Annotated in this window: 25 protein-coding genes; 8 read left to right on the forward strand and 17 right to left on the reverse strand. The window is 67.6% G+C overall.

What is annotated here, in order from left to right; genetic code table 11:
* Positions 1-54 precede the first annotated feature (54 nt).
* Positions 55-780 carry a site-2 protease family protein gene (locus U5809_RS29865; protein WP_322089132.1) on the reverse strand — a complete coding sequence of 242 codons (726 nt, stop codon included), beginning with the start codon at positions 778-780 and terminating at the stop codon, positions 55-57.
* Positions 777-1,721: a DUF2167 domain-containing protein gene (locus tag U5809_RS29870; RefSeq protein ID WP_322089133.1), complete on the reverse strand. Its 945-nt coding sequence runs from the start codon at positions 1,719-1,721 to the stop codon at positions 777-779. Before U5809_RS29870 ends, U5809_RS29865 begins: the two co-directional genes overlap by 4 nt.
* Positions 1,722-1,917: 196 nt before the next feature.
* On the opposite strand from U5809_RS29870, the gene U5809_RS29875 reads away from it, so the two are divergent.
* The gene (locus U5809_RS29875) at positions 1,918-2,766 is read left to right on the forward strand and encodes a helix-turn-helix transcriptional regulator (RefSeq protein WP_322089134.1); all 849 of its coding nucleotides are present in this window, start codon (positions 1,918-1,920) and stop codon (positions 2,764-2,766) included.
* A gap of 51 nt (positions 2,767-2,817) precedes the next feature.
* Here the strand turns inward: U5809_RS29875 and U5809_RS29880 are convergent, their stop codons facing one another.
* Positions 2,818-3,447 (reverse strand): LysE family translocator, encoded by a 630-nt coding sequence (locus U5809_RS29880; RefSeq protein ID WP_282508460.1) that lies wholly within the window; start codon positions 3,445-3,447, stop codon positions 2,818-2,820.
* Positions 3,448-3,602: 155 nt separating this feature from the next.
* Between U5809_RS29880 and U5809_RS29885 the strand changes: the two genes are divergently transcribed.
* A complete protein-coding gene (locus U5809_RS29885; protein WP_282508459.1) occupies positions 3,603-4,067 on the forward strand; it encodes an Lrp/AsnC family transcriptional regulator in 465 nt (154 codons plus the stop codon).
* Here U5809_RS29885 and U5809_RS29890 read toward each other — a convergent pair.
* From U5809_RS29890 to zigA, 5 genes are read right to left on the reverse strand one after another with little or no spacing between them, the layout of a single operon-like run.
* Positions 4,064-5,434: a dihydroorotase gene (locus U5809_RS29890; RefSeq protein ID WP_322089135.1), complete on the reverse strand. Its 1,371-nt coding sequence runs from the start codon at positions 5,432-5,434 to the stop codon at positions 4,064-4,066. The two genes, U5809_RS29885 and U5809_RS29890, sit on opposite strands and share 4 nt — an antisense overlap.
* A 3-nt stretch (positions 5,435-5,437) precedes the next feature.
* Positions 5,438-5,998, reverse strand: a complete 561-nt coding sequence (locus U5809_RS29895) for a carbonate dehydratase (RefSeq protein WP_322081710.1) — start codon at positions 5,996-5,998, stop codon at positions 5,438-5,440.
* Positions 5,995-6,576, reverse strand: a complete 582-nt coding sequence (locus U5809_RS29900) for a 6-carboxytetrahydropterin synthase (RefSeq protein WP_322089136.1) — start codon at positions 6,574-6,576, stop codon at positions 5,995-5,997. Before U5809_RS29900 ends, U5809_RS29895 begins: the two co-directional genes overlap by 4 nt.
* Positions 6,570-7,490 carry a GTP cyclohydrolase FolE2 gene (gene folE2 / locus U5809_RS29905; RefSeq protein ID WP_322089137.1) on the reverse strand — a complete coding sequence of 307 codons (921 nt, stop codon included), beginning with the start codon at positions 7,488-7,490 and terminating at the stop codon, positions 6,570-6,572. Before folE2 ends, U5809_RS29900 begins: the two co-directional genes overlap by 7 nt.
* Positions 7,491-7,550: 60 nt before the next feature.
* Positions 7,551-8,759: a zinc metallochaperone GTPase ZigA gene (gene zigA, locus U5809_RS29910; protein ID WP_282508454.1), complete on the reverse strand. Its 1,209-nt coding sequence runs from the start codon at positions 8,757-8,759 to the stop codon at positions 7,551-7,553.
* 232 nt (positions 8,760-8,991) lie between these two features.
* Here zigA and U5809_RS29915 point away from each other — a divergent pair, with 232 nt between their 5' ends.
* Complete coding sequence (locus U5809_RS29915) at positions 8,992-9,801, forward strand: hypothetical protein (RefSeq protein WP_322089138.1); 810 nt, start codon at positions 8,992-8,994, stop codon at positions 9,799-9,801.
* Between the two features lie 22 nt (positions 9,802-9,823).
* Here U5809_RS29915 and U5809_RS29920 read toward each other — a convergent pair whose 3' ends face one another.
* From U5809_RS29920 to U5809_RS29945, 6 genes are read right to left on the reverse strand one after another with little or no spacing between them, the layout of a single operon-like run.
* Positions 9,824-11,035, reverse strand: coding sequence for an acyl-CoA dehydrogenase family protein (locus U5809_RS29920; RefSeq protein WP_322089139.1), 1,212 nt, complete (start codon positions 11,033-11,035; stop codon positions 9,824-9,826).
* Positions 11,032-11,874 (reverse strand): hypothetical protein, encoded by an 843-nt coding sequence (locus tag U5809_RS29925; protein WP_322089140.1) that lies wholly within the window; start codon positions 11,872-11,874, stop codon positions 11,032-11,034. The genes U5809_RS29920 and U5809_RS29925 overlap by 4 nt, the downstream gene beginning before the upstream one ends.
* 54 nt (positions 11,875-11,928) lie before the next feature.
* Positions 11,929-12,585: a methionine ABC transporter permease gene (locus tag U5809_RS29930; protein WP_152849614.1), complete on the reverse strand. Its 657-nt coding sequence runs from the start codon at positions 12,583-12,585 to the stop codon at positions 11,929-11,931.
* On the reverse strand, positions 12,578-13,753 hold the full coding sequence (locus U5809_RS29935) for a methionine ABC transporter ATP-binding protein (protein ID WP_322089141.1): 1,176 nt from the start codon (positions 13,751-13,753) through the stop codon (positions 12,578-12,580). The genes U5809_RS29930 and U5809_RS29935 overlap by 8 nt, the downstream gene beginning before the upstream one ends.
* 18 nt (positions 13,754-13,771) lie before the next feature.
* Positions 13,772-15,184, reverse strand: a complete 1,413-nt coding sequence (locus U5809_RS29940) for an LLM class flavin-dependent oxidoreductase (RefSeq protein WP_282508449.1) — start codon at positions 15,182-15,184, stop codon at positions 13,772-13,774.
* 11 nt (positions 15,185-15,195) lie between these two features.
* Positions 15,196-16,026: a MetQ/NlpA family ABC transporter substrate-binding protein gene (locus U5809_RS29945; protein ID WP_415877971.1), complete on the reverse strand. Its 831-nt coding sequence runs from the start codon at positions 16,024-16,026 to the stop codon at positions 15,196-15,198.
* A gap of 432 nt (positions 16,027-16,458) precedes the next feature.
* On the opposite strand from U5809_RS29945, the gene U5809_RS29950 reads away from it, so the two are divergent.
* From U5809_RS29950 to U5809_RS29970, 5 genes are all read left to right on the forward strand, one after another.
* Positions 16,459-17,823, forward strand: coding sequence for a 2-hydroxycarboxylate transporter family protein (locus U5809_RS29950; protein WP_322089142.1), 1,365 nt, complete (start codon positions 16,459-16,461; stop codon positions 17,821-17,823).
* Between the two features lie 158 nt (positions 17,824-17,981).
* The gene (locus U5809_RS29955) at positions 17,982-19,868 is read left to right on the forward strand and encodes a sensor histidine kinase (protein ID WP_322089143.1); all 1,887 of its coding nucleotides are present in this window, start codon (positions 17,982-17,984) and stop codon (positions 19,866-19,868) included.
* The gene (locus tag U5809_RS29960; protein ID WP_322089144.1) at positions 19,858-21,219 is read left to right on the forward strand and encodes a sigma-54 dependent transcriptional regulator; all 1,362 of its coding nucleotides are present in this window, start codon (positions 19,858-19,860) and stop codon (positions 21,217-21,219) included. Before U5809_RS29955 ends, U5809_RS29960 begins: the two co-directional genes overlap by 11 nt.
* Before the next feature lie 25 nt (positions 21,220-21,244).
* Entirely contained in the window at positions 21,245-21,574 is a 330-nt protein-coding gene (locus tag U5809_RS29965; RefSeq protein WP_322089145.1) for a DUF3579 domain-containing protein, read from the forward strand.
* 236 nt (positions 21,575-21,810) lie between these two features.
* Entirely contained in the window at positions 21,811-22,662 is an 852-nt protein-coding gene (locus U5809_RS29970) for an alpha/beta fold hydrolase (RefSeq protein WP_282508446.1), read from the forward strand.
* An 80-nt stretch (positions 22,663-22,742) separates the two neighbouring features.
* On the opposite strand, the gene plcR is transcribed toward U5809_RS29970, so the two are convergent.
* The 3 genes from plcR to U5809_RS29985 form a co-directional block, all read right to left on the reverse strand.
* Positions 22,743-23,342 (reverse strand): phospholipase C accessory protein PlcR, encoded by a 600-nt coding sequence (plcR, locus tag U5809_RS29975; protein WP_322089146.1) that lies wholly within the window; start codon positions 23,340-23,342, stop codon positions 22,743-22,745.
* Positions 23,342-25,495: a phosphocholine-specific phospholipase C gene (locus U5809_RS29980; protein ID WP_322089147.1), complete on the reverse strand. Its 2,154-nt coding sequence runs from the start codon at positions 25,493-25,495 to the stop codon at positions 23,342-23,344. The genes plcR and U5809_RS29980 overlap by 1 nt, the downstream gene beginning before the upstream one ends.
* Positions 25,496-25,845: 350 nt before the next feature.
* Positions 25,846-26,301, reverse strand: a complete 456-nt coding sequence (locus tag U5809_RS29985) for a PACE efflux transporter (protein WP_322089148.1) — start codon at positions 26,299-26,301, stop codon at positions 25,846-25,848.
* Between the last annotated feature and the right edge of the window lie 37 nt (positions 26,302-26,338).

A 26,338-nucleotide genomic window follows, 5' to 3' on the forward strand; every position in this document is an offset into this window, starting at 1 on the left:
AAAGGAGGGAAAAGAAAAACGACGGCGGCCGAGAAAACGGCCGCCGTTTTTGCATCAGGTCGACGAATGCGCGACGCGCAGCATGTCGTGCACGCCGGACGTCATCAGCGCGAGGAACGCGAGCAGGCCGACGTAGCAGAGCGCGTAAGTCGTCTTGGTCTCGATCGACGTCGCGTAATACACGCGGTTTTCGGGCGCATCGGGATCGTAGCGCCACGCGCGCCTTAGCTGCGGCAGCGCGAGGATCGCCATCACGATCAGCAACGGGCTCGGGCGATACACGAACAGCGCGATCAGCACGGGCACGCCCGCGAACCAGATTCGCGGCGACAGCACCGCGGTGATCCGCCCGCCATCGAACGGCGACAGCGGAATCATGTTGAACAGGTTCAGGAAGAAGCCCGTGTACGACAGCGCGAGCAGCAGGTTGCTGTCGTAGTGGCGCGCGGCCGCATAGCAGGCCAGCGCGCCGAGCGTGCCGACGAACGGCCCGGCGAGACCGACGTACGCCTCGGTTTCCGCGTCGTGCGGCATCTCCTTCAGCTGGATCCATGCGCCGACGAACGGGATGAAGGTCGGCAGCCCGACGTCGAGCCCGCGCCGCTGCGCGGCGAGGTAGTGACCCGCTTCGTGCACCAGCAGCAGCGCGACGAACCCGGCCGCGAACCGCCAGCCGTAGAACACCGCGTAAACCGCGATCGACGCAAGCATGGTGCCCGCCGACACGAGCACCTTGCCGAGCTTGAGGCCGCCGAAGATCAGCAGCAACAGCTTCGTCATTCCTTGCGCTCCGCGTCGGATGCGTCGGCGACGGCCGGCACCGCGGCCGCCTTCGGCTTGCGCCCGAAGAAGCGCTTCAGCGCGGCGCCGCCGGCGAGCAGCGCGACCGCGCCGATCTTGAAGAACTTCACCGCGAACGCGCCGATCAGCGCGAGCAGGCCGAGCTTCTTCGCGCCGACGCCGACGATCAGCGCCGCGAGGCCGTACTCGGCGACGTGGTCGGTCGACTTGTTGAAATCGGCATAGCGCTTGCCGTCGTTGAAACTGATGTTCGACAGCAGGTCGTCGGCCGATGCCTTGTATTTCGGCAGGTCGGCGAGCGTCGACGCCATCGTCAGCGACAGGTAGCCGTCACGGCCCAGCACGAGCGTCCGGTAGTTCACACCGTCATTCTCGGCGTTCGGCGCCGCACCCTTGTCGCGGATGATCGCGGACCATACGAGCCGGTGCGTGGCCGCGTCGTACGCGGGCGCCTTCGCCCAGCCGACCACCTCGGTTTCAGGCAGGCCGCGTTCCTTGCGCCCGGGGTTGTCTTCCTCGGTGCCGGACTGCAGGCTCTTCAGCAGTTCGTCGGGCTTCCAGTCCTTCGCGTCGTCGTCGCGGATATAGCCGCTCGGCTCGAACGACACGACGGAAATCCAGTCGGCCTCGGGATCGTCGGGCAGCACGAGGCCGACCAGCTTCGATTCGTCGATCGAGTTGCCCATCGAGCGCAGGTAGCGGCCGGCTTCGGCAGCCGGCACGAACGACTCGCCGGCCTTCAGCTTCAGCACGGCTTCGTGTTTCACGTCGATGTCGGTCGGCCCTTTCACGACCGCTTCGTTGGCGGCCGCGGCAGCGGCCCTCATTTCCACCTGTGCAGCTTCGGTCTGCGCGTGGCCGCTGGTCGCGGCGAGTGCGAGCGTCGCCACGCAGGCGAGCCGGACGGCAAGTTTTTTCATTGTTGGATTCCCCTGGAATGCCTTGTCGTAAATATGCACGGCGTCGGCCCATGCGTTTTCAATCGCGGGTCCGGCGTCGTCTCTCAGTTGGCACGGGGGCTATGGTAACGCAGCGCGGCGACACGCCCGGGGAACGGCGCGACGCTTACCTGGCAGGTAATGCCCAAGGTGCGCGGGATTGCCTATCATCAGCGTCATGAACTCGACCGCCGCCGTCCATTCGCCCTCCCCGTCCGCCAGCCGCGCATCCGGCATCGGCCCGCTGCTGCGCACGTGGCGCCAGCGCCGACGCCTGAGCCAGATGGCGCTCGCACTCGACGCGGAAGTCTCCGCGCGCCACCTGAGCTTCGTCGAATCGGGCCGCGCACAGCCCAGCCGCGAGATGGTGCTGCATCTTGCGGAGCGCCTCGACGTGCCGCTGCGCGAACGCAACGCGCTGCTCGTCGCGGCAGGCTTCGCGCCGCTGTTTCGCGAACGGCCGTTTTCGGATCCTCAGCTCGACGCCGCGCGCCACGCCGTGGAAGCCGTGTTGCGTGGCCACGAGCCGTACCCGGCGCTCGCGGTCGACCGCCACTGGACGCTGCTCGCCGCGAACCGGATGCTCGGCGCGCTGGTCGCGCAGGCCGATCCGGCGCTGCTGCAGCCGCCCGTCAACGTGTTGCGGCTGAGCCTTCATCCGGATGGAATCGCGTCGCGGATCGTCAACTGGCATGAGTGGCGCGCGCACATCCTGCATCGTCTGCAGCGGCAGATCGATGCAAGCGGCGACCGCACGCTGCATGCGCTGCGCGACGAACTGGCCGCGTATCCGGCGCCGGCCGGGCAACCCGGGGACCCGCCGGCGCGCGCCGACTTCGCGGATATCGCCGTGCCGCTGCGGCTGCGCACGGCGGCCGGCGAGCTGACTTTCTTCAGCACGACGACGGTGTTCGGCACGCCGGTCGACGTGACGCTGTCGGAACTCGCGATCGAGGCATTCTTTCCGGCGAATCCGGAGACGGTGGACGCGATGCGTGCACTGGCGGACGCATTGCCGGCGCAGTAACGCGTGCGGTCGGCGCCATCGCACCGGCGGCACGCGTAGAGGGGACGTCGATCAGCGGCGCTCGAGCGCCAGCTTCACGCCAAGCCCCAGCAGGACCACCCCGCTGACGCGATGCATGCGCGTCAGGATGCGCGGGTTGCGGCGGATCGATGCCGACAGCAGGCCGGCGAACAACGCGACGGGCCCCTTGACGAGAAACGTCAGGCCGGCAAACGTCGCGCCGAGCACGAACAGCGACAGCATCGGATGCGCGGCGCCCGCCGGCACGAATTGCGGCAGGAACGCCAGATAGAACAGCGCGACCTTCGGATTCGACACGTTGGACAGTGCACCTTGCGCAAACGTGCGAAGCCGCGATGGCTGCGCGCCGTCGCTGCCGCTCGCGAGCGTCAGCTCACCCGACGAGCGCAGCAACGTGATGCCGAGGTACAACAAGTACAGCGCGCCGATCACCTTCAGCGCCGTAAACAGCCATTCGGATGCCTGAAGAAGTGCGCCGAGCCCGAGCGTCGCGAGCATCGTATGCACGAGCAGCCCGACGCTGACGCCCGCGGCCGTCACGAGGCCGGCGCGCGTGCCGCCGGACAGCGTGCGCGACATCACGAGCACCATGTCCTGGCCCGGCGTGACGATGATCAGAAGCGACGTTGCGATGAACGGTAGCCAGGATAGATGCGACATGGGATAGCTCCTGAACGGGATGGCCGACGGGCGGGAATCGCCCGGCCGGTCGTCAGATTATCGGCGTCCTTCCGTGGAGATTGGATGCGTATTTGGCTATTTCAGACAGTCGACTTGGAGTTATTCTCTAGTCTTCACGATTTCGGTAGTCAGAAATGTCAACCAAACTGGACGCGATCGACCGGCGGATTCTGCGTGCGTTACAACGGAATTCGAATCAGACGAATGCCGAACTCGCGCAACAGGCCGGACTGTCGGCCACGCCCTGCCTGCGCCGCGTGCATCTGCTCGAGGAACAGGGCGTGATCGACGCTTATGTCGCGCTGCTGAATCCCGCCGCCGTCGACCTGCGATTCACCGCGTTCGTGCGTGTCACGCTGGAGCGCCAGGACAAGACGACGGTCGAACGCTTCGCGCGCGAGATGGAGCAGGCGCCCGAAGTGCTCGAATGTCATCTGATGGCCGGCAGCTACGACTATCTGCTGCGCGTGATCGCGCGGGATCTCGACGATTACCAACGCTTCCAGATGGAGACGCTCACGCAGATCGAAGGCGTCCGCAACGTCGAGACCGAGATTCCGCTGAAGCGCATCAAGCAGACGGTTCGCCTGCCGATTTAAGCGTCGAGGAACGTCACGGCCTCCCCGGCCGGCTGCCCGTTCAGCGCACCGTCGCGCACGACGACCTGTCCGCGCACGACCGTATGCACGGGCCAGCCGGTGACCGCGCATCCGTCGTAAGGCGTCCAGCCGCTCACGCTGGCGATCCACTCGTCGCGGATGATCCGCTGCGCGCGCAGGTCGACGATGCTGAAATCGGCGTCGTAGCCGGCCGCGATGCGCCCCTTCCCTTCGATGCCGAAAATGCGCGCCGGACCGGCGCAGGTGAGGTCGACCAGCCGTTCGAGGCTCAGGCGGCCCGCATGCACATGATCGAGCATCAGCGGCAACAGCGTCTGCACGCCGGTCATCCCGCTCGGCGACTGCGGATACGGGCGGCGCTTTTCGTCACGCGTATGCGGCGCATGATCGCTGCCGATCACATCGACCACGCCGTTGCGGACAGCCTGCCACAGCGCCTCCTGATGATGCCGGTCGCGCACGGGCGGATTCATCTGCGCGAACGTGCCGAGCCGCTCGTAGCAATCGGGCGCATGCAGGCTCAGGTGATGCGGCGTGACCTCGACCGTCACGCGCCGCCGGTGCTGTTGAAGAAATGCCATTTCGTCCGCCGTGGAGACATGCAGCACGTGCAATCGACGGCCTGTCTCGGCAGCGAGCCCGACGATGCGCCGTGTCGCGGCCAGCGCGCTTTCCTCGTCGCGCCAGCGCGGATGGTCGCGCACGTCGCCGCTCGCTTCCACGATCGCCTTGCGTTCGCGCAGCCGCGCCTCGTCCTCGGCGTGCACGGCCATGCGCCGCCGCCCGCTGCGCAGGATCCGGCGCAACACGGTTTCGTCGTCGGCCAGCAGATCGCCGAACGAACTCCCCATGAAGACCTTCACGCCCGCGCAGCCGGGCAGGCGCTCGAGCGCCGGCAGCCGTTCGGCGTTCATGGCCGAGCCGCCGATATAGAACGCGTAGTCGCACCACGCGCGGCCGCGCGCGAGATCGAGCTTCGCCTGCAGATCCTGCCCGCTCAGCGTCAGCGGATGCGTGTTGGGCATCTCGAAGATCGTCGTGACGCCGCCAAGCACCGCGCCGCGCGTGCCGGCCTCGATGGTCTCCTTGTGGGTCAGCCCCGGTTCGCGGAAATGCACCTGGCTGTCGATCACGCCCGGCAGCACATGCAATCCACGCGCATCGAGCACGACGTCGGCGCTCCAGGTACCGTGCAACGCGCCCAGCGCGACCACGCGGCCCTCCGCGCACGCGACGTCGATCCGTTCTGCGCCGTTGGGCGTCATCACCATGCCGCCCTGCACGAGCAGGTCGACGTGGCGTCGCTTCGGCGCATCGGTTGCTTCACGCCCGATCCACTCGCCCATGACTCAGAACTCGTTCTGGATGTGTTTGTAGCCGAGCACCAGCGCATTGTTCGTGCGCGCGACGTCCTCGGAGAAATCGCTCGCGTCGGCCGTTACCTGCGGCAACGCGGCGAGGTCGGTTTCCGGCCCGATGCGTTCGGTCGAACGCACGTAGAAGCCCGGCGGCAGGTGGCAGCCGTCGACGACCGCGTTGTAGCGCACGACGCAGCCGTCGTCGATCGTGCAGTTGAACAGCACGCTGTTGAAGCCGACGAACACACCGTCGCCGACCTTGCACGGCCCGTGGACGATCGCGCGATGCGCGATCGACGTATGCCGGCCGATCGTCACGCTCGCACCCGACTTCGAATGGATCACGACGCCGTCCTGGATGTTCGAATGCGCACCGATCACGATCGGTGCGATCTGGCCGTCGGCATCCGTTTCGTCGGCGCGGATCACCGCGTACGGGCCGATGAACACGTTCTCCTCGACGATCACGAGCCCGCACAGGATGGCGGTCGGGTCGACGAACGCGTTCGGATGAATCCGCGGCAGGTCGCCGCGCGGGTTCTTTCGGATCATGAGGATTCCTGCCGGGAAAGGAGCGGGCCGCGCTTGAGCCGCTCGAACAGGCCCGGATCGCGCCACTGCGCGGCGATGGCCGGTGCGAACACGATCGCGTCGAGGTCGATGCGGCCCATGCACGGATTGAAGGCATCGTCGCGAAAGCACTGCGCGTAGCCGGTCTCGGTCTCGTGCACGATGACCGAATGCAGCCGCACGTCGGCTTCGCCGTTCGACATGCGTGTGCCGGACAACGCCGCGTCGACAAGACGAAAGAACACGCGCGAGAACTGTTCGGCGCTCGGTGACACGGGCAGCAACACCCAGCGTTCGGAATGGCGGCGCATGCTCTCGACGTAGCGCGGATCGTCGTCAGCCCACAGTGTCACCGCATGGTCGAACGCATCGATCAGGTCGCGCACGTCGCCCTTGAGCAGCCCGAAGTCGTAGACCATCTGCCCGCGATCCAGCGCATGCGCCTCGAGCAGCAGCTCGACGCGATACGAATGGCCGTGGATCGAATGAGAGCAGCGCCGCGTGCTGCAGCCGCGCACGATGTGCGCGTTCTCGAACCGGAACAGCTTGCGGATCAGCATGCGTCGGCGCCTTCTCGAACGGGCGCGGCCCAGGCGACCGCATCGTGCGGGTGCAGGCTTTCCAGATGGCGCACGCGGATGCGCGGGCTCGCGTGACGACCTTCCAGCGCGGCCTGCACGCGGCGCGCGGCATCTTCGACGAACATCAGGTTCCCGCCGTTCAGCACCGCGAACGCCTGTTCGTCCGCGCGCTTGACGGCGGTCTGCACCGGCGTGCCGAGCGCGTGCTCGACGCGATCGATCAGGTCGATCAACCCGAGCGTCGCGCCATCGGCGGGCAGCGCCACGCTGACGACGGCTTCGCTGCGCTGGCTGTGCGGCGTGGCGGCCGATCCATGCTGTTTCAGCCATGCGGCAACCGCCGCCGGCTCCACGCGATCCTCGCGGCCGAACGCCGTCAGGAACGCCTGTTCGACCCAGTGCCGCGACAGCGCGGCCGAGCACGGGCACGTCGACGAATAGGCGACCGTGACCTGTGCGCGCAGCTCGAACGCGTCGCCGGCAAGCGTCGCGTCGATCCGAACCGGATACGCCTTCCACCCGGCCAGCCCTTCGGTGACGAGCGCCGGGCGGCGGGCCAGCAGGTCGAAGCGCAGCCGCACGCGCGCGCTGCGCGTGTCGCAATCGCGATGGCTGTCGACCATCGCGCGCAACGCACGCAGCAGGCCGGCCGGCGACAACGCTTCGCCGTCGGCGAGCCAGTCGAGCAGCCAGTACAGACGCGACATGTGAATGCCCTTCACATGCGGCGCAGGCAGATCGACCTGCACGTCGGCGCGCGCATGCACGTCGCGCCGGCAGCCGGGTTCGGCCACCACGACGGGCAGGTCGATACCCTGCATGCCGACCCATTCGAGCGGGTGTCGGCCCGGCGCGGCATCGGTCAGGGAAACATCGGGAAGGGGTGCATTCATGCTCGGAATCCGGTGGAGCGCCTTCTCCATCCGGATCGATGCAGGAAGCGCGCGTTCAGGTCAGGACCAGTCGCGAAACGGGTTGTCCCACGTGGTCCAGTGTTCGGGGCCGGTGGCCATCTCGGCGTCGGTCAGCAGACACGCGTCGAAGCGCGCGCGCAGCGCGGGCTCGTCCATGTCCATGCCGATCAGCACGAGTTCCTGGCGCGCATCGCCGACACGCTCGTCCCAGCGCGCGCGGATCTGTGCAACGGCTTCGGCGTCCTGCGGCCAGCGCTCGGGCGGCACGGCCGCCCACCAGTGACCGGCCGGCCCGTGCCGCGCGACCGCGCCGGCCTGCGACCACGACCCGGCGACGGTCGGATGCGTGGCCAGCCAGAAGAACCCCTTCGAGCGGACGACGCCCGGCCACTCGCTTTCGACGAGATCGAAGAAGCGCTGCGGATGGAACGGCCGCCGCGCGCGGTAGACGAAGCTGCGGATCCCGTACTCGTCGGTCTCCGGCGTGTGCGTGCCGCGCATCTCCTGCAGCCAGCCCGGCGCGCGCGACGCCGCGTCGAAATCGAACAGGCCCGTGTCGAGCACGCGCTCGAGCGGCACCTTGCCGAACTCGGCGATCTCGATCCGCGCACGCGGGTTCAGCCCGCGCAGCAGCGCCACCAGCCGCTCGCGCGCGGTGCCGTCGATCAGGTCGATCTTGTTGATCACGATGACGTCGCAGAACTCGATCTGGTCGATCAGCAGATCGACGACCGTGCGCGCGTCTTCCTCGCCCATCGATTCGCCGCGTGACTGCAAGCTGTCGCGCGACGCGTAGTCGCGCAGGAAATTGAATGCGTCGACCACCGTCACCATCGTGTCGAGGCGCGCGACTTCGCCGAGGCTGCGGCCGTCCTCGCCTTCGAACGTGAACGTCTCGGCCACCGGCAGCGGCTCGGAGATGCCGGTCGACTCGATCACGAGCTGGTCGAAGCGCCCTTCGCGCGCGAGCCGGTCGACCTCGATCAGCAAGTCCTCGCGCAGCGTGCAGCAGATGCAGCCGTTGCTCATCTCGACCAGCTTCTCGTCGGTACGCGACAAGCCCGCGCCGCCGTCGCGGACGAGCGCCGCATCGATGTTGACCTCGGACATGTCGTTGACGATGACCGCGACGCGCCGGCCCTCGCGATTGTTGAGGATGTGGTTGAGCAGCGTCGTCTTGCCCGCGCCGAGGAAGCCGGACAGGACGGTCACGGGAAGCCGCGTGGACGGATGAAGTGCGGTACGCATCGGGCGATTCCGGTAGAGGACGTCGAGGAACGAATGATATATTGTATCGCAACGATATAACATATCATTTCAGGCGTCCAGCACGCCGGTTGTCCGGTGCGCGATTCATGACCCCGTCGGGCGCCGGTTCGACGCGAACGGAAAGCGGCCGTGGCGCCGCGCATGTCATGCCGAATGAAAGGTGCGCTTGATAAGCTCGGCGGCGAGACCGCTGGCTTGCCCACACCCGACCATGAAAAACAAAAACCTTGCTGTGTTGTCGCTCTGCGCGGTGCTGCCCGGCATCGCGCTCGCCCAATCGATCGCGGCCCCGGCGCTGAAGCCGGGCGATACCTGGACCTACATCAACACCGTCGAGATCGGCCCGAACGGCTGGCGCCAGACGCGCGACCAGATTTCCGTGCAGCGCACCACGTCCGACCACATCTATGTCGAAACGCAGCAAAGCGGCGCGACGCAGGCGCCGCGCGAGCTGATCGTCGATTCGGACTGGAGCCGTTCGCGCAGCGTCAACGGCACCGAAACCGTCGTGAACCGCCCGCTGGCGTTTCCACTGACGGTCGGCAAGACCTGGACGATCAAGTACAGCGAAGCACACCCGAATCCGCAGCATGCGTCGGAAGCGTACGACACGCATTACAAGGTCGTCGGCCCCGATACCGTCACCGTGACGGGCGGCAAGTTCGACGCGATCAAGATCGAGGCCGAAGGCACGTGGAAGGCGCAGGCCGCGCCGGGACAGTCGATCACGTCCGGCGTATCCCGCAACGCGGGCGGGTCGACGATCGTGATGCAGAGCCACAACAACGGCACGGCGGAACAGACCGGCAAGACCTACAAGGCGTTCTGGTACGTGCCGGCGGTAGGCCGCTGGGTCAAGTCGGTCGAGGAGTACTACGACACGAACGGCGTGCGGACGGCGCGCTATTCGAACGAACTGGCGTCGTACAAGCGCGCCGGCACCGACACCGGCACGCCGTTGGCCGCCGCGCCCGCACATGCCTCCGCACCGCTGGAAGGCCCGCCTCCCGGCGATCAATGACGCAGACGGAGCGCGCGCTCACTTACGTATAGAGCGACGCCGGCGGCAGTTCGCCGGTCAGCGCGAACCGGCCGACATCGCGCAGCCGGTAGTCGAGCGGATCGTGCAGCGTATGCGTGCGCGCATTCCGCCAGAAGCGATCGAGGCCGAGCGACGCGGCCGTCGCGCGCGCGCCGCAGGCATCGAACAGCGCCTCGCCGTTGTCGAGCGCCGCGCGCTGCGCGACGATCTTCGCTTCCGATACCGCAAGCGCGACTTCGGCACGCTCGTCGGCCGTCAGCGCATCCTGCCGCGCCCACGCGCGCTGCAACGCATCGGCCGCGCGATCGGCCAGCGCCGCCGCGGCAATCGCCCGCACGTGCATGTCGCCGAAGCGCTGCAACGTGTACGGATCGTCTTCTGCCTGCGCGACGTCCGCATGAATCCACGGGCGGCCACGCTGCCGCACGTAATCGCGCGCCTCGGCCAGCGCACCTTCCGCGAGCCCGACGAACAGGTTCGTCAGCACGAGTTGCGACACGAGCGTGCGCAGCGTCGCGCGCGGTGTCGGCGGCGTCTCGGAACGGTGCAGCACCTCGTCCGGCGCGAGCGTCACGCCGTCGAAGTGCACGCTGCCGCTATCGGTCTGGCGCTGGCCGATCGGATCCCAGTCTTCGTTGACCGTGATCCCCGCGCGATCGGTCGGCACGACGCCGAACACGGTGCGGCCCGTTGCCGGATCGTGCGCGGACACCGTCATCCGCTGCGACCCGCGCGTGCCCGAACAGAAACCCTTCACGCCGTCGAGCCGATAGCCGCCATCGGGCGTCGCCGTGGCCACGAGCCGCGGGTCGAGCGGATTGACCGCATTGCCCCACCACCAGCCGTGCTCGACGGTGCCGCGCAGATAACGTTCGCGCTGCGCGGCGCTGCCCCATACGTCGACGCTCACGACCTGCAGGCACTGGAACCCGACAAGATGCGCGAGCGCGCTGTCGACGCGCGCGACCTGCCGGATCGCGTCGTAGATCGCGGGCCACCCCGCTTCCTGCCCGCCGAACGCGCGCGGCACCGCGAGCGTCAGCAAGCCCGCGTCGGCAAGCCACTGTTTCTCCTGCGCCGCGTGGCCGCCCGTGCGGTCGCGCGCGGCGGCGGTCGCGCGCAGCGCGTCGATCACCCGCGCCAGCGCCTCGCGATCGACGGCCGGTGCATCGGTTTCCGGCGCGAAGGTCGCCGGGCCGCGTGGATCGTTCATGCAATGGCTTCCTGTGCAACGGTTTCACCCGACAGCGGCACGAGCGCGCCGAGCGGCCGGCCGGTCAGCCGCGACAGGATCTCGCGCCGCCAGTCGTCGTAAATCGCGCGGTATTCGTCGATGTCCGCGCCGAACACGTGTGCGGTGTGCGCATACTCGTCATGCAGATAACCGTCGAGCCGCGCCTGCGTTTCCTCGTCCGCCGCGATCACGCGATCGATCAGCGCGTCGCGTTCGGTGGCCGGCAACGCCGTCAGCGTATCGAACCACCACTGGACGATCTGCACGCGATGCCACTCCTCGTCCGGCCGGATCCGGTTCTCGCCGTGCTCGCGCATCGCGCCGTCGCCGATGCGGCCCGTCTTGCGCTGGATCCACAGCTTCGCGAGGATGTGCAGCTCGTAATGCCATTCGAATGCGAGAAAACCCGCGACGTCGCGTACCGCGATGTCGCCGATGCGCGCCCAGTGCGCGGCGACGAGCCGGTCGATTTCCGGCAGCGGATCGCGCCCCGTCAGTTCAGTCACGCGTTCGCGGCCGATCACCGCGTGCGCGCCGTCGTCGCCGAGCTGGCGCGACAGGATCAGCTGGAAATGCGGATCGTCGCGAAACAGCGTGTCGATCGCCTTCGCGACGACCTGCACGATGAACAGGTCGTGCGACGCCATCTTCGTGTAGTAGTCGGCGACGGCGGCCAGTTCGTCGTCATTGCGCGGCTCGCGCGGCGGTGTCGCGAGCTTGGCCGGGAAGCCCGGACGATGGCGTCGCGCCACGTCGAGAAACAGCGCTTCCTCGAATGCTCCGTTCCATTCGCGCGGTGCGCCGATGGGAAAGGTCATGGGTTTTGTTCTCTCAGGATCATGAATGAAGCGAGCGGACGCTTGTGGCGTCGCTCAGGTACGCCGGGTCACGCGTCGGACCAGGCGGTCGCCCGTGATTTGCACGGCCGAGACGAGCGCGATCAGGATCACGATCACGGTCGCCATGACAGTGGTGTCGAAACGTTGATAGCCGTAGCGGATCGCGAGATCGCCGAGCCCGCCCGCGCCGACGGCGCCCGCCATCGCCGTCGAGCCGATCAGCGCGACGACGGTGATCGTGAAGCCGCCGAGCATGCCGGGCAGCGCCTCCGGCAGCAGCACGTGCCACACGATATGGCGGCGCTTCGCGCCCATCGCGAGCGCGGCCTCGATCAGCCCGCGATCGACTTCGCGCAGGCTCACTTCGGCGATCCGCGCGAAGAACGGGATCGCGGCGATCGACAGCGGCACGACGGCCGCCCACACGCCGATCGTCGTGCCGATCAGCACGCGCGTGAACGGCAACAGCGCGACGAGCAGGATGATGAACGGCGTCGAGCGGAACACGTTGACGAGTGCGCCGAGCACCGCGTTCACGCCGCGGCGCGCGTAGATGCCGCCGGGCGCGGTCGTGACGAGGATCACCGCGAGCGGAATGCCGATCAGCGCCGCAATCACGGCCGACGCGGCGACCATCGACAGCGTGTCGCGGATCGCGTCGAGCAGTTCGGGCCACCAGAGTTCAAACATAGCCGAGCACCTCGGCATGATTCGCGTGGCGGCGCGCACGTTCGAGCAGCGCGGCGACTGCATCGCGCGCATGCCGGGCGCCCCCGTCGTCCACGCCGGGCGCGGCCGCGATCACGAGCCGCCCCTGCGCATGACCTTGAATACGCTCGATCCCGCCGTGCAGGAATCGCACGGACCCGCCGAGCGCCGCCGCGAGCGCGCCGACGTCCGGCTCGCCGCCGCTCTCGCCCGTATAACGAACGTCGAGCACGACCTGCGCGCCGTCGGGCAGCGCGGCCTGCTCGGGCAACGGCTGCACGCGCGCAGCCAGTTCGGCCGGCAGGTCGTGCTGCAGCGTGCTGAGCAGCGCGCGCGTCGCGCCGTGGCGCGGATCGCCGAACACGCGCCACACGGGGCCCGTTTCGACGACTTCACCCTGTTCGATCACCGCGACCGTGTCGCACACCGCCCGGATCACTTCCATCTCGTGCGTGATCAGCACGATCGTCAGTCCGAGACGGCGGTTGATGTCGGCGAGCAGCGCGAGAATCGATTGCGTCGTCTCGGGATCGAGCGCGGACGTCGCCTCGTCGCACAGCAGTACCTCGGGATCGTGAACGAGTGCGCGCGCAATGCCCACGCGCTGCTTCTGCCCGCCCGACAGGCTCGCCGGGTACGCGTCGCGCTTTGCGGCGAGCCCGACGAGGTCGAGCAGCGCCTCGACCTTGCGCACGCGCTCGGCCTTCGGCACGCCGGCGATCTTCAGCGGCAGCGCGACGTTCTCGAACACCGTCTTCGCGGACAGCAGGTTGAAATGCTGGAACACCATGCCGGTGCGGCGGCGCAGCGCGACGAGCCCGTCCTCGTCGAGCGCGCCGACATCGACGCCCTGCACGCGCACGCGGCCCGAGCTCGGCCGTTCGAGGCCGTTCACGAGCCGCAGCAGCGTCGACTTTCCCGCGCCGCTGCGGCCGATGATCCCGAACACCTCGCCGCGCCGCACGTCGAGCGTCACGTCGCGCAGCGCGGCAGCCTGGCCGCGCGGCGTCGCGAATACCTTGCCGACCTGCTCCAGCAACACGGCCGCGCCGCCGGAATGCACGGCCGCTTCCTCACGTGTCGTTGCCCCCGCGCCGGCAAGCACGGCCGACGGCTCGATGAAACCCAGCGTATCGAACAATTGCGTCATCGCTTCGCTCCGTCACGTTCAGGCATGCGCGGGATGCGCGGGTTCGGATACGGCTGCCGGCCGGTGCTGCGCGCCGGTGTGCCACGCAGGCAGGCGCGGGCCGGCGCCGAACAGCTTCTCGCGCAGCGTCGGCGCGGGATCGTAGTCTTCCTTGTAGACGCCGCGGTTCTGCAGCTCGGGCACGACCCAGTCGACGAAATCCTCGAACGACTCGGGCATCACGGTGCGCGTCAGGTTGAAACCGTCGATGCCGGTCTCGTCGATCCACGATTGCAGTTCGTCCGCGACCTGCGACGGCGAGCCGACGATCGGCGCATAGCGCCCGCCGAGCGACATCTGTTCGAGCATGCGGCGCACGGTCCACGTGCCGGTGGTGCTCTTGCGCGAGATTGCGTCGACGGCCGACTGGATCGAATCGGTCTTCACGTACGAAATCGGCTCGTCGAGGCCGTACTGCGCGAAGTCGATGCCGGTCGAGCTCGCGAAATGCGCGAGGCCGGCTTCCGGGCTCGCATAGCGCCGGTATTCGTCGAACTTCTCTCGTGCAAGACGTTCGGTTTCCGCCGTCACCACGCTCACGCCCGCGAAGATCCTGATCGATGCCGGGTCGCGCCCCTGCCGAGCGGCAGCCGCACGGATGTCGAGCGCCGCCGCGCGCGCGGCCGCCTTGCTTTGCCCGTTCACGAACACGCATTCGGCGTGACGGCCCGCGAACTCGACGCCGCGCGCGGACGAACCGGCCTGGTACAGCACCGGCGTGCGCTGCAACGACGGCTCGCTCAGATGGATCGCATCGAGCGAATAGAACGGCCCGTCGTGCTTCACGCGCCGCACCTTGCCCGGTTGCGCGAACACACGCGCCTGCGCGTCGCGGATCACCGCGTCGTCGTCCCAGCTCTGTTCCCACAGCTTGTAGACGACGTCCATGTAGTCGTCTGCGCGCTCGTAGCGGTCGTCGTGGCCGATCTGCTGCGCGAGGCCCATCCCGCGTGCGGCGCTGTCGAGGTAGCCGGTGACGATGTTCCAGCCCACGCGCCCTTTCGTCAGGTGATCGAGCGTCGACATGCGGCGCGCGAACAGGTAAGGCGGCTCGTAGGTCAGGTTCGCGGTCACGCCGAAGCCGAGATGCCGCGTGACCTGCGCCATCGCGGGCACGAGCAGCAGCGGATCGTTGACGGGCACCTGCACCGATTCGCGCAGCGCGGCGTCGGGGCCGCCACCGAATACGTCGTACACGCCGACGATGTCCGCGAGAAAGATCCCGTCGAACTTGCCGCGTTCGAGCGTCTTCGCGAGGTCGGCCCAGTAGTCGAGATCGGTGTAGTGCGCGGAGCGGTCGCGCGGGTGCGTCCACAGCCCGTGGTTGATGTGCCCGACGCAGTTCATGTTGAACGCGTTGAGCAGGATCTTCTTGCGGTTCGCCGTCGTCATGCCTGCCTCCGTCACCACGCGATCGCGTACAGCGAGCCGAACGCGTTGTCGAGCGCCTTGCGCACGGCCGGCGAGTGCTGGTAGATCGCGATGAACTTGCGGATGCGCGGATCGTTCGCGCTTTCGGGGCGCACGACCCACTGGATCGCGAAGCTCTTGTTCTCGGTGCCGTCGAACAGCAGCGCGCTGTTCGGGTCGGTCGTGCCGGCGAGCTTGATGAAGCTCGGGTAGCCCTGCGCGAGATCGACGTCGTCGAGCGAGCGCGCGAGCTGCGACGCTTCGAGCGGAATGATCTTCAGGTGCTTCGGGTTGGCCACGATGTCGTGCGTGGTCGCACGGTAGTCGGTGCCCGGCTTGAGCGTGATGAGCCCCGCGCGCTGCAGCAGCAACAGCCCGCGCCCGCCGTTCACCGGATCGTTCGCGATCGCGACGCGCGCGCCATCCTTCAGCTCGGCAAAGCTTTTCACCTTCTTCGAATAGAGGCCGATCTTCATGATCGTGCCGGGGGCGATCGAGATGAAGTTGTAGCCGCCCTGCTTCTTCGCGTTCTCGAGAAACGGGATGTGCTGGAAGTAGTTGACGTCGATGTCCTTGTTCGCGAGCGCCGCGTTCGGCGTATTCCAGTCGGTGAACTCGACGATCTTCACGTCGAGACCCTGCTCTTTCGCCTCCTTCGCGGCGATCTTCAGCGCCTCGATCTGCGGACTCGTCGAGATGCCGACCTTCAGCGGCGCGGTGTCGGCGCGCGCACCGTTGAGCAGCACGACGCCGAGCAACGCGGCCATCAGCACGCGGGCCGCACGACCGGCGGAAAAGCGGGCGGTAAAAACGGGATGCAGCATGAAACCACTCTCCTGTCCAAAGACGGTATCGACGGATGAGCGACGCCGCGGCGAACGCGCGGGCGTTCTCCGGACAGTCGTCGTCGCATCGGAAAAGGATCAGCCGATGATAGAGAGCGGCGCGGGGGCGGTCTACGAAGCGATTGTGCGAAGAAAATCGCGCGCGGCGATATGGCGGGCGGCCGGGCTGGATCGGAGGCTGGACCGGCCCCCTGGCCGGCCATCTGGCCGAAATCTCGGCCTGGGCGCCGGGCGAATTCCGAAATCTCGGCCAGCCGATCGGCCAACCCTTTCCGCAGACGAAACAAATTCCTTATAAATCAATGCACTGGAAATATTCCGGCAGGCCGGATTTCTGGCACGGGGGTTGCGTAATAGACGGCACACGATGCCGCGAAGCAATGCAGGCATTCCAACATCAGGAGACACGTCTTGCAGACCTCTATCCATACCCCGTCCCATCCGGAGCCGGTTTCCAACGCCGTCGCCACCCCGCGCGAGCGTTTCTGGCCGGAAGGCTGGTGGAAACTGATGGAAATCCGCATCGGCATCATTCCGCTGCCCGTCTACTTCATCCTGCTCGCGTTGATCGTCGGCTTCTCGGTCACCGGCAAGGTGCCCGGCGAGATCTCGATGGCGATCGCCGTGCTCGCATTCTTCGGCTTCACCTGCGCGGAACTGGGCAAGCGCCTGCCGCTGTTGCGCAACATCGGCGCGGCCGCGATCTTCGCGACCTTCGTGCCGTCGGCGCTCACGTACTACCACCTGCTGCCGAAGCCGGTGCTGAACCTGACGGTCGAATTCACGAAGTCGACCAACTTCCTGTACCTGTTCATCGCATCGATCATCGTCGGCAGTATCCTGAGCATGGACCGCCGCGTACTGATCCAGGGCTTCGTGAAGATCTTCATTCCGCTCGCGGCCGGCTCGGTCGCCGCGGCGATCGTCGGCACGGCCGTCGGCACCGCACTCGGCCTCGGCGCGCGCCACACGCTGCTGTACATCGTCGTGCCGATCATGGCCGGCGGCGTCGGCGAAGGCGCGATTCCGCTGTCGATCGGCTATTCGGAACTGATGCACCTGCCGCAGGGCGAAATGTTCGCGATGGTGCTGCCGCCGGTGATGCTCGGCAGCCTGACCGCGATCATCCTGTCGGGCGCGCTCGACATGCTCGGCAAGCGCCTGCCGCACCTGACCGGCAACGGCCGCCTGCAGGTCGGCGAAAGCGGCGACATGACGCCGGCAAGCGAAGAGATCCGCGGCCACGTCGACGTCACGCACATCGCGGGCGCCGGCATCACGGCGATCACGCTGTACCTCGTCGGCCTGATGGCGTTCAAGCTGTTCGGCCTGCCCGCGCCGGTCGCGATGCTGTTCCTCGCGGTGCTCGTGAAGCTCGCGCGCGCCGTGTCGCCGCCGCTGCAGGAAGGCGCGTTTGTCGTCTACAAGTTCTTCTCGACCGCCGTCACGTATCCGCTGCTGTTCGCGATCGGCGTCGCGATGACGCCGTGGGACAAGCTGACCGCCGCCTTCACGATCGTCAACGTCGTCACGATCGTGTCGACCGTCGCGACGCTGATGGGCACCGGTTTCGTGGTCGGCCGCCTGCTGAAGATGTACCCTATCGACACCGCAATCGTGAACGCCTGCCACAGCGGGCAAGGCGGCACCGGCGACGTCGCGATCCTGACCGCCGCGAACCGGATGCAGTTGATGCCGTTCGCGCAGATCGCAACGCGGATCGGCGGCGCAATCGTCGTCACGGTGACGCTGATCCTGGTCGCGCACTTCGGATGATGCGCGGCCGCGCGCACCGTCGCGCAGGCTGCTTCGCACGCGCCGCCGCCGGCCTTGCCGGCGCGCGGCGCGCGTCGTTACGGCAGGCGGTAGCGGGCGGCCGGCGACGGACGACCGGTAGCGGGCGGCCGGCGACGGACGGCCGGTAGCGGGCTTCGATGAGGGCGAACGTGCAAAAAGGCTTCAAGGGAATCCCGTGGTGGGGCTGGGCATCGGCCGCCGCGCTGTATGTCGGCGTGGCCGGCGCAGCCGTCGATTTCGCGTGGGAACGCGCGATCGACGCGCTCGAGGAAACCGGCGCGCACCGGCTCGACCTCTATGCGTCGAGCCTGAAGAGCGAACTCGGCCGCTTCGAGATCCTGCCGGGCCTGGTCGCACGGCAGGACGGCGTGCGCGCGATGCTGAAGGCCGCACCGCACGATGCGCCCGCACTCGTGCACTCGGTGAACACCTACCTCGAAGCCGTCAACCGCGACGCGGGCAGCGGCGCGGTCGACGTGATCGACCTGCAGGGCGAAGTGATCGCCGCCAGCAACTGGAACGAGACGATCAGCTTCGTCGGCACCAACGTGTCGTACCGGCCGTACTTCAAGGACGCGCTCGCGCGCGGCAGTGGCCGCTTCTTCGGCATCGGCACCAACACGGGCGTGCCGGGCGTCTACTTCGCGAGCGCGGTGCGCGACGACGGCGTGCCGATCGGCGTGGCCGCCGTGAAGATCAGCGTGGATTCGCTCGAATCGGCATGGCGCGCGCCGGGCGTCGCCGCGATGGTCGTCGACAGCAACGGCGTGGTCGTGATCTCGACCGAGCCCGCATGGAAATTCACCTCGCTGCGCACGATCACCGCGCAGCAGCAGCGCGACATCCAGGCGTCGCGCCAATACGCGGGCCGCACCGTCGACGCGCTGCCGTACCGCCGCATCGGCGACCGCAGCTCGGCCGCGTGGTTCGGCACGTTCCCCGATCCGCGCCACACCGGCCGCACTACGCGCTATCTCGTGATGTCGCGCCCCGCGCCGCAGGCCGGCGATTCGCTGATGGTGCTGCTCGACATCGCGGGCGCGCGGCGCCAGCAGCAAACGGCGTTCGTGTTCGTCACCGGCGCGTTCCTGATCGCCGCGCTGCTGGCCGGCTACGCGATCCAGCGCCGCCGGGCCATCGTCGCGCGGCTGAACGCGCAGGACGCGCTGCGCCGCGCGAACGACCGGCTCGAACTGACCGTCGTGCAACGCACGGCCGCGCTGACGGCGACCAACGAGCGGATGCAGCGCGAGATCGTCGAGCGCGAGCGCACCGAGCAGCGGCTGCGCGCGTCGCAACAGGAGGTCGTGCATGCGGGCAAGCTCGCGGTGCTCGGGCAGATGGCCGCCGGCCTCACGCACGAGCTGAACCAGCCGCTGGTGGCGATCCGCACGCTGTGCGACAACGCGCGCACCTTCTTCGAGCGCGGCCAGCCGGCGCCGGCGCTCGCGAACCTCGAACGGATCGGCAAGCTGGTCGACAGCATGGCCGTGCTCACCGGCGAGCTGAAGACCTTCGCGCGCAAGCCCGACGTCGAGCGCGTCGCGGTGTCGCTGAACGAGGCCGTCGCGCATGCGCGGCTGATCTACGACGCGCGGATCCGCGACGAAGGCGTGCGCCTCGACGTGAACATCGCGCCCGGCACGACGGTGTCGGCCGAATCGAGCCAGTTGCAGCAGGTGATCGTGAACCTGCTCGGCAACGCACTCGACGCCGTGCACGACGCGCCGGTGCGCCGCATCGTCATCGAAGCCACCGGGCCGGACGACGCGGGCCACGTGCGCTTCACGGTGGCCGACAGCGGCGCGGGCATCGCGCCCGACGTGCTGCCGCACCTGTTCGAGCCGTTCGTCACGACCAAGCCGCGCGGCCAGGGCCTCGGGCTCGGCCTCGCGATCACGTCGCGCATCGTCGAGGCGTTCGGCGCGAAGATCGCCGCGACGAACCGCGACGAAGGCGGCGCGCAGTTCAGTATCGAATTCGCGGCGGCGACGCCGCAACAGAGGATAGAGCATGGAAGATGAGATTCGCGTGCTGGTCGTCGAGGACGATGAAAACGTCCGGATCGGCGTCGAGCAGGCCGTCGAGCTCGCCGGGTTCCCGGTCGACGCATTCGCGTCGGCCGCCGACGCGCTCACCCACGTCGCACCCGGCGCGCCGCTGGTGATCGTGTCGGACGTGCGGATGCCCGGCATCGACGGGCTGCAGCTGCTCGACCGCGTCATGGCCATCGACGCGCAGATCCCGGTCGTGCTGATCAGCGGCCACGCGGACATCTCGACGGCCGTCGGCGCAATGCAGGTCGGCGCTTACGACTTCATCGAGAAGCCGTTTTCGTCGGACGTGATCGCCGGCCGCGTCGCGCGCGCAGTCGAGAAGCGCCGCCTGACGCTCGAGGTGCAAGGGCTACGCGCGGCGCTGAACAACTGGCAGGGCATCGAGGCGTTCGTGCTCGGCAAGTCGCCCGCGATGGCCGACGTGCGCAAGAAGATCCTGCGCCTCGCCGATACGTCGGTGTCGGTGCTCATCACCGGCGAAACGGGCACCGGCAAGGAACTGATCGCGCGCAGCCTGCACGACTTCGGCGGCCGACGCGACGCCCATTTCGTTGCGCTGAATTGCGGCGGCCTGCCCGAGCAGATCTTCGAGAGCGAACTGTTCGGCCATGAAGCCGGCGCGTTCACCGGCGCGATCAAGAAGCGCATCGGCAAGATCGAATGGGCGGACGGCGGCACACTGTTCCTCGACGAAATCGAGACGATGCCGATTCCGCTGCAGATCAAGATGCTGCGCGTGCTGCAGGAGCGTGTGGTCGAGCGACTCGGTGCGAACGAGCTGATTCCGGTCGACTGTCGCGTGGTGGCCGCATCGAAGGCCGATCTCGCCGAGCTTGCGGCCGACGGGCGCTTTCGCGCGGATCTCTTGTATCGCCTCAACGTCGCGCAGATCGAGCTGCCGCCGCTGCGCGAGCGGCGCGAGGACGTGCCACTGCTGTTCGAGCATTTCGTGCTCGCGGCCGCGCGACGCTTCGGGCAGCCGGCGCCGGTCGTCACGGCTGCGCAGGTGTCCGAACTGATGACGCATGCCTGGCCCGGCAACGTGCGCGAGCTGCAGAACGTGGCCGACCGCTTCGTGCTCGGGCTGACCGGCGACAGCCTGCTGTCGTCCGGCGACGCGCCGGCCGTGGGCGACACGCTCGCGGAACAGCTCGCGTATTTCGAGCGGATGCTGATCGAGGACATGCTGCAGCGTCACAACGGCAACGTCGCCGATGCCAGCGTCGCGCTCGGCATGCCGAAGAAAACGCTCTATCACAAGCTGCGCAACCTGCGGATTCCCGCACGCGGCGACGCGACGGCCGACGGCGGCGAATGACGCGAACGAGGATACGCAGAACAGCATGGATCGCATCGAAGTCACCGAACGCGGCCGCGTCACCGGCCACCTGATCCGCGGCGTCACGCACGCGCAGAAGACCTTCCGCCCGAGCGACTGGCCCGAGCGCCTCGCGGGCGTCATCACGCTGTTCGTCGGCGAGCGGCGGCCCGGCTATCCGTGTGCGCTGTCGCGGCTCGCGATGCCGGTGGTCGACGGCAACGTCAAATGCCTGTTCGTGTCGGACGAATTGCGCACCGTGTGCGCGGACGCATTCGATTTCGCGATGCAGTTCGCCGCCGACAACGACCTCCCCGTCGCGCTTCAAACCGCGCCCGCGCTGGCGGTGCGCTGACGCGCGGCCCCTTTTTTCGCTGCGAAGGCGCGTGCGCGCAGGCCGCCGCACGCCCTTTCATCTGCGAAATGAATCGTCAGACGATTGAAGGCTTCGACACATGACCACGCAACGACAAGGGTTTCCGGCGCAGCCATCAATAAAATTGATCGTCACGATGAAAATTATGCGTTTTCCTTGCAGGTTGCCGTGATGCATAGTTGCGTCGTGTTGACGCACCTTTGAGTCCTTCAGTCATGAACATGCGAATCGAGCCGTCCGTGCTCGCGAACCCCGACCTGCAATTTGCGACGCTTTCGTCAGGCATCAGCCTGCCGTATGTCGAGCGGGGCAGCGGTGCGCCGATGGTGTTCGTGCACGGCTCGCTGTGCGACTACCGCTACTGGGATCCGCAGCTCGCATCGCTGTCGGCCCACTACCGCTGCATCGCGCCGAGCCTCAGCCATTACTGGCCGGCCGTCGAAGCGGGCATCCAGGACGAGTTCAGCTGGCAGAACCACGTCGACGAGCTCGCCGAATTCATCGACGCGCTCGATCTCGGCCCCGTGCACCTGGTCGGCCACTCGCGCGGCGGCAGCGTCGCGTTCAACGTGGCGCGCCAGCATCCGCACCTCGTCGAATCGCTGACGCTCGCCGATCCGGGCGGCCCGCTGCAACAGCCGGGCGTGCGCGAAGCCGCGCTGCCGGCCGCCGCGATCGCACTGCGCACGAAGGCCGTGAACCTGATCGGGCAAGGCGACGTCGAATCGGGCCTCGAGATGTTCGTCGATTCCGTGAGCCTGCCGGGCGCGTGGAAGAAAAGCACGTCGCGTTTCCGCACGATGGCGATCGACAACGCAAGTACGCTGCCGAAGCAACTGCGCGACCCGCTGCCCGCGTATTCGCAGCACACGGCCGGCGACATCGCGTGCCGCACGCTGCTGATCGACGGCCAGCGCAGCCCGAAGATGTTCCGCAACAACGTCGATACGCTGACGCAGTGGATCGGCAATGCGCAACGACAAACCGTCGCCGGCGCGTCGCACGGAATGAACGCCGCGAGCCCCGCCGTGTTCAACCGTTACGTGCACGAGTTCGTCGCCGCGTAAGTTCTTTCGGGCGGCTTCTGCGCCGCCCGTGCTCCTCGCTGTTCAACGACGATGCGGATACGCTCCGCATCGCGTCCTCCTCAACCGCCGTGCGTCACCGGCGCGTCCGTCCCGTAGATCTGCCTGCGCAATTCCGCCAGCCGCGTATCGAGCGCCACGCGCTGCTGCTCGCGGTCCGGCACCGTGCGCACCACCTCGTCGATGATCTTGCGGCTCTGCGCGACATAGTCGGCATCCTGCCGTTCGCGCGCGGGCGAAGCCGGCCGCTCGCCCATCGCGAGCTCGCGCAGGTGGTCGCGCAACGCGTCGCTCGCGGCCTGGCGTGCGGCGGCATCCGGTTCCGCATCCTGCAACAGCAGATCGGCGAGGCCCGACGCCTCGCGCGGATCGAGCTTGCCCGCATCGGCGTCGGCACGCAGTTGCGCGAGCAACGAACGGGCGCGCGCCTGACGGTCGGACGCGTTCAGCGCATCGCGTTCGTGCGCATAGCCGTCGAGCTGCGCGCGGAAATTGACCGGCGACGCGGCCGCTTGATTCGTCATGGCGGATTCCTGGCTGACAACGATGGAAGAAGCGGCTTGCGGCGCACCGCCCGGGCGGCCGCTCCACCACACGGCGGCCGACGCGACGGCGCCTGCCGCCAGCGCGACCGCGCCCCGGACGATGATGGTTCTGTTCATCATGCGGTTCCTGTCACACGCGCGAAGAGCGGATCGGTCACGCTCGCCGCACCGGTTTCGACATGGCCGGCCAGCGTGCGCAGATAGCCCGCATCCGCATCGATCGTCACGCTGAAGTCGTACCAGCCGCCGCTTGCCGACAGGTTCAACACCGTGTCGACGGCGGCACCCGCCGCGACCGTGCCCGAATGCGGCGCGGCGCCGTAGCCGTTGTCCGTGAGCGTCGCGACGAGCGGCGTGCGGCCGCCATTGCGCATCCGCACGGCGAGATTGCCGTCCGGGCGATACGCGACCGTCACGTCGAACAGCGGCGCACTCGTCGTCGCACCGCCCTTGAAACGGCGGAAGAAGCCGTTCGGTCCGTACGCGGCGAGGTCGTAGCGCCCCTGCGTGTCACGCACCGGCCACCACTGGTCGCTCAGCACACGGCCGCTCTGGATCGTGTAGAAGCGCGGGCCGTTCTGCGCGATCGCGTCATGCACATGGAACACCGCGGCCGACGTGCCGGCCGCGTTGCCGGGCACGGCCTTGCCGTTGTTCGCGAAGCTCACGTTCAGCACGCCGGCGCGCGTATCGAGCGCCGCTTCGACGAACAGCTCGTACGGCACCGCGCGCAGCTTGCGTTGCCCCGGTTCCTGCACCGGCAGCGGCGCGTTCTCGGCCGGATAGCTCGAAGGATAGCTCGGCTTCGCGAGGTAGTACTGCACCCAGTACGCGTTGTCGAGCTGGGCCTTCGTCGCGGTCAGGTCGAGCACCGCCGGCGGCACCGTGCGGTCCGCATCACCCGCGAAGTCGAAGGCCGAAGTGAGGTCGCCGCATACCGCGCGACGCCACGGCGTGATGTTCGTTTCGTAGACGTCCGGATGATCGTCGCCGAAGCGCTTCTCGATGAAGCGGATCACCGACGTGTGATCGAACACTTCCGAGCAGGTCCAGCCGCCCTTCGACCACGGCGAAATCGCGAGCAGCGGCACGCGCGTGCCGAGCCCGATCGGCAGCCCGGAAGCCTGCTCGATCTCGCCTTCGACGCTGACCGTCGACAGCCCCTTGCCGGCCTTCCACGGCGGCACCGGTGCGCTCACGTGATCGAAACGGCCGTCGCCTTCGTCGTAGCAGATCAGGAATACCGTCTTCGCCCACACGTCGGGGTTCGACGTGAGCGCATCGAGAATCCGCGACACGAATTCCTCGCCGAACGACGGCCCCCACCACGGATGCTCGGACGACGAGAACGGCGGCACGATCCACGACACCTGCGGCAGCCGGTTCGCGAGCACGTCGTCGCGCAGCGACGCGATGCCGCGCGCGGTCAGCCCGCGCTGGTTCAACGGCGAGTTCGACGCAGCCGACTTGTACTGCGAAAACCACGCGAGCGCATTGCAATCGTAGTTGTTGGTGTTGTCGATCCAGTAGCGGCTCGACAGGAAATTCCACGCGACGTTGAACGAGCCGACGCCGCCTTCCTGATACACGCGCCAGTCGATACCGGCCTGCTGCAGCCGCTCGGGGAAGGTCTTCCACGACACCGTGCCCGAACGGTCGCCCATCCAGTTCGACATCGCGACCTGGCTGCCGTCGGCGTTCGGCGACGAGCGTCCCGTCATCAGGTAGAGCCGGTTCGGATTGGTCGGCCCCATCATCGACTGGTGATACGCGTCGCAGATCGTGAACGCGCTCGCGAGCGGGTAGTAGTACGGCAGGTCGGTGCGCTTGAAGTAGCCCATCGCGTCGGGCCACTGCACGGCCATCCACTGGTCGTTACGCCCTTCGTTCCACAGCTTGTGGAACGCATCCCACTCGTGGTTCTCCGGCATCATCCACTGCGCCCACGTCTTCGACGTGTCGAGATGCCAGGGCACGTAGTCGCGCCCCTTGTAGTTCTGATACCAGACGGCCTTGCCGTCAGGGCGCGCGACCGCACGCGGATCGTTGAAACCGCGCACGCCCGGGAACGTGCCGAAGTAATGGTCGAATGCGCGGTTTTCCTGCATCAGCACGACGATGTGCTCCACGTCCCGGATCGTGCCGGTCACGCGGGCCGGCTCGACGGCAAGCGCGCGGCGAATGCTTTCGGGCAACGCCGCCGCGAGCGCGGCAGCGCCGGCCGCCTGCGCCGAGCGGGTCAGGAACGTACGGCGATCGATACGCGACATCGGCAATCCCTCCTCGTTTTTCTGGCCGGACGGGGATGGTCGTGCAGGCGGCATCCGCCGCGTGCGGGCGATGCGCGGCCTCGGGGCCGCAATGCGGTTCCGAACAGGCGCGCGGCGCGTCGACGGCCCCCTCCTGCCCGCCGCGCGTGTCATCGATCTGTTGGATTCTAGAAAGGGAAATCGGACAGTTTTGTTAAGACGCGACAAATAACCAGACGATTACGACATTAGAAGTCCTCTACAATTTCTTTCGTCACGCGCCCGACATCGATGACATGTGACGCACCAACGAAAAACGGCGGACGCTTGCGCGTCCGCCGTTCGTTGTCGCATCGCTCGGCTCGTGCGGCCTACCACACGGCCGGCTCCGGCTCCGACCGCGCCTTGCGCGTGACCGAATCCGGCAAACCGAACACGGCGTCGAACGCCCAGTTGTAGGCGAACGTGAAGATCGGGAAGAACACGATCAGCACCGCGTCGTACAGGAACGCCTGCAGCAGCGACACGTCGAGCCACCACGCGATCAGCGGAATCAGGAACGTCACGAGCGCGACCTGGAACCCGATCGCATGCAGCACGCGGCGACCGACCGTGCGCGTGGTTGCCGCGCTGCGCCGCTCCCACGCCTCGAACCCGAGGTTGTACAGGAAATTGACGGTGACGCCCGTCGTCGAGATCATCACGCCCAGCAGGCCGCTTGCCGAGGCGCTCGCACCGCTCAGCATGCCGAGCACCGACGATGCGACCAGGATGCCGAGCAACTCGAACATCACGACATACACTATGCGTCTCTTCCACCCTTGCATGACCATCCACCTTCATCTCGAACAAGGTGGCGAGACT

The sequence above is a fragment of the Burkholderia sp. BCC1999 genome (assembly GCF_905339975.1).
Classification (GTDB): Bacteria; Pseudomonadota; Gammaproteobacteria; order Burkholderiales; family Burkholderiaceae; genus Burkholderia.

What these genes read in the sequence shown, in the direction of transcription:
- U5809_RS29865 (WP_322089132.1), bottom strand. Translation starts at nt 780, where the DNA reads ATGACGAAGCTGTTGCTGCTGATCTTCGGCGGCCTCAAGCTCGGCAAG.
- U5809_RS29870 (WP_322089133.1), bottom strand. Translation starts at nt 1,721, where the DNA reads ATGAAAAAACTTGCCGTCCGGCTCGCCTGCGTGGCGACGCTCGCACTC.
- U5809_RS29875 (WP_322089134.1), top strand. Translation starts at nt 1,918, where the DNA reads ATGAACTCGACCGCCGCCGTCCATTCGCCCTCCCCGTCCGCCAGCCGC.
- U5809_RS29880 (WP_282508460.1), bottom strand. Translation starts at nt 3,447, where the DNA reads ATGTCGCATCTATCCTGGCTACCGTTCATCGCAACGTCGCTTCTGATC.
- U5809_RS29885 (WP_282508459.1), top strand. Translation starts at nt 3,603, where the DNA reads ATGTCAACCAAACTGGACGCGATCGACCGGCGGATTCTGCGTGCGTTA.
- U5809_RS29890 (WP_322089135.1), bottom strand. Translation starts at nt 5,434, where the DNA reads ATGGGCGAGTGGATCGGGCGTGAAGCAACCGATGCGCCGAAGCGACGC.
- U5809_RS29895 (WP_322081710.1), bottom strand. Translation starts at nt 5,998, where the DNA reads ATGATCCGAAAGAACCCGCGCGGCGACCTGCCGCGGATTCATCCGAAC.
- U5809_RS29900 (WP_322089136.1), bottom strand. Translation starts at nt 6,576, where the DNA reads ATGCTGATCCGCAAGCTGTTCCGGTTCGAGAACGCGCACATCGTGCGC.
- folE2 (WP_322089137.1), bottom strand. Translation starts at nt 7,490, where the DNA reads ATGAATGCACCCCTTCCCGATGTTTCCCTGACCGATGCCGCGCCGGGC.
- zigA (WP_282508454.1), bottom strand. Translation starts at nt 8,759, where the DNA reads ATGCGTACCGCACTTCATCCGTCCACGCGGCTTCCCGTGACCGTCCTG.
- U5809_RS29915 (WP_322089138.1), top strand. Translation starts at nt 8,992, where the DNA reads ATGAAAAACAAAAACCTTGCTGTGTTGTCGCTCTGCGCGGTGCTGCCC.
- U5809_RS29920 (WP_322089139.1), bottom strand. Translation starts at nt 11,035, where the DNA reads ATGAACGATCCACGCGGCCCGGCGACCTTCGCGCCGGAAACCGATGCA.
- U5809_RS29925 (WP_322089140.1), bottom strand. Translation starts at nt 11,874, where the DNA reads ATGACCTTTCCCATCGGCGCACCGCGCGAATGGAACGGAGCATTCGAG.
- U5809_RS29930 (WP_152849614.1), bottom strand. Translation starts at nt 12,585, where the DNA reads ATGTTTGAACTCTGGTGGCCCGAACTGCTCGACGCGATCCGCGACACG.
- U5809_RS29935 (WP_322089141.1), bottom strand. Translation starts at nt 13,753, where the DNA reads ATGACGCAATTGTTCGATACGCTGGGTTTCATCGAGCCGTCGGCCGTG.
- U5809_RS29940 (WP_282508449.1), bottom strand. Translation starts at nt 15,184, where the DNA reads ATGACGACGGCGAACCGCAAGAAGATCCTGCTCAACGCGTTCAACATG.
- U5809_RS29945 (WP_415877971.1), bottom strand. Translation starts at nt 16,026, where the DNA reads ATGCTGCATCCCGTTTTTACCGCCCGCTTTTCCGCCGGTCGTGCGGCC.
- U5809_RS29955 (WP_322089143.1), top strand. Translation starts at nt 17,982, where the DNA reads ATGAGGGCGAACGTGCAAAAAGGCTTCAAGGGAATCCCGTGGTGGGGC.
- U5809_RS29960 (WP_322089144.1), top strand. Translation starts at nt 19,858, where the DNA reads ATGGAAGATGAGATTCGCGTGCTGGTCGTCGAGGACGATGAAAACGTC.
- U5809_RS29965 (WP_322089145.1), top strand. Translation starts at nt 21,245, where the DNA reads ATGGATCGCATCGAAGTCACCGAACGCGGCCGCGTCACCGGCCACCTG.
- U5809_RS29970 (WP_282508446.1), top strand. Translation starts at nt 21,811, where the DNA reads ATGAACATGCGAATCGAGCCGTCCGTGCTCGCGAACCCCGACCTGCAA.
- plcR (WP_322089146.1), bottom strand. Translation starts at nt 23,342, where the DNA reads ATGAACAGAACCATCATCGTCCGGGGCGCGGTCGCGCTGGCGGCAGGC.
- U5809_RS29980 (WP_322089147.1), bottom strand. Translation starts at nt 25,495, where the DNA reads ATGTCGCGTATCGATCGCCGTACGTTCCTGACCCGCTCGGCGCAGGCG.
- U5809_RS29985 (WP_322089148.1), bottom strand. Translation starts at nt 26,301, where the DNA reads ATGCAAGGGTGGAAGAGACGCATAGTGTATGTCGTGATGTTCGAGTTG.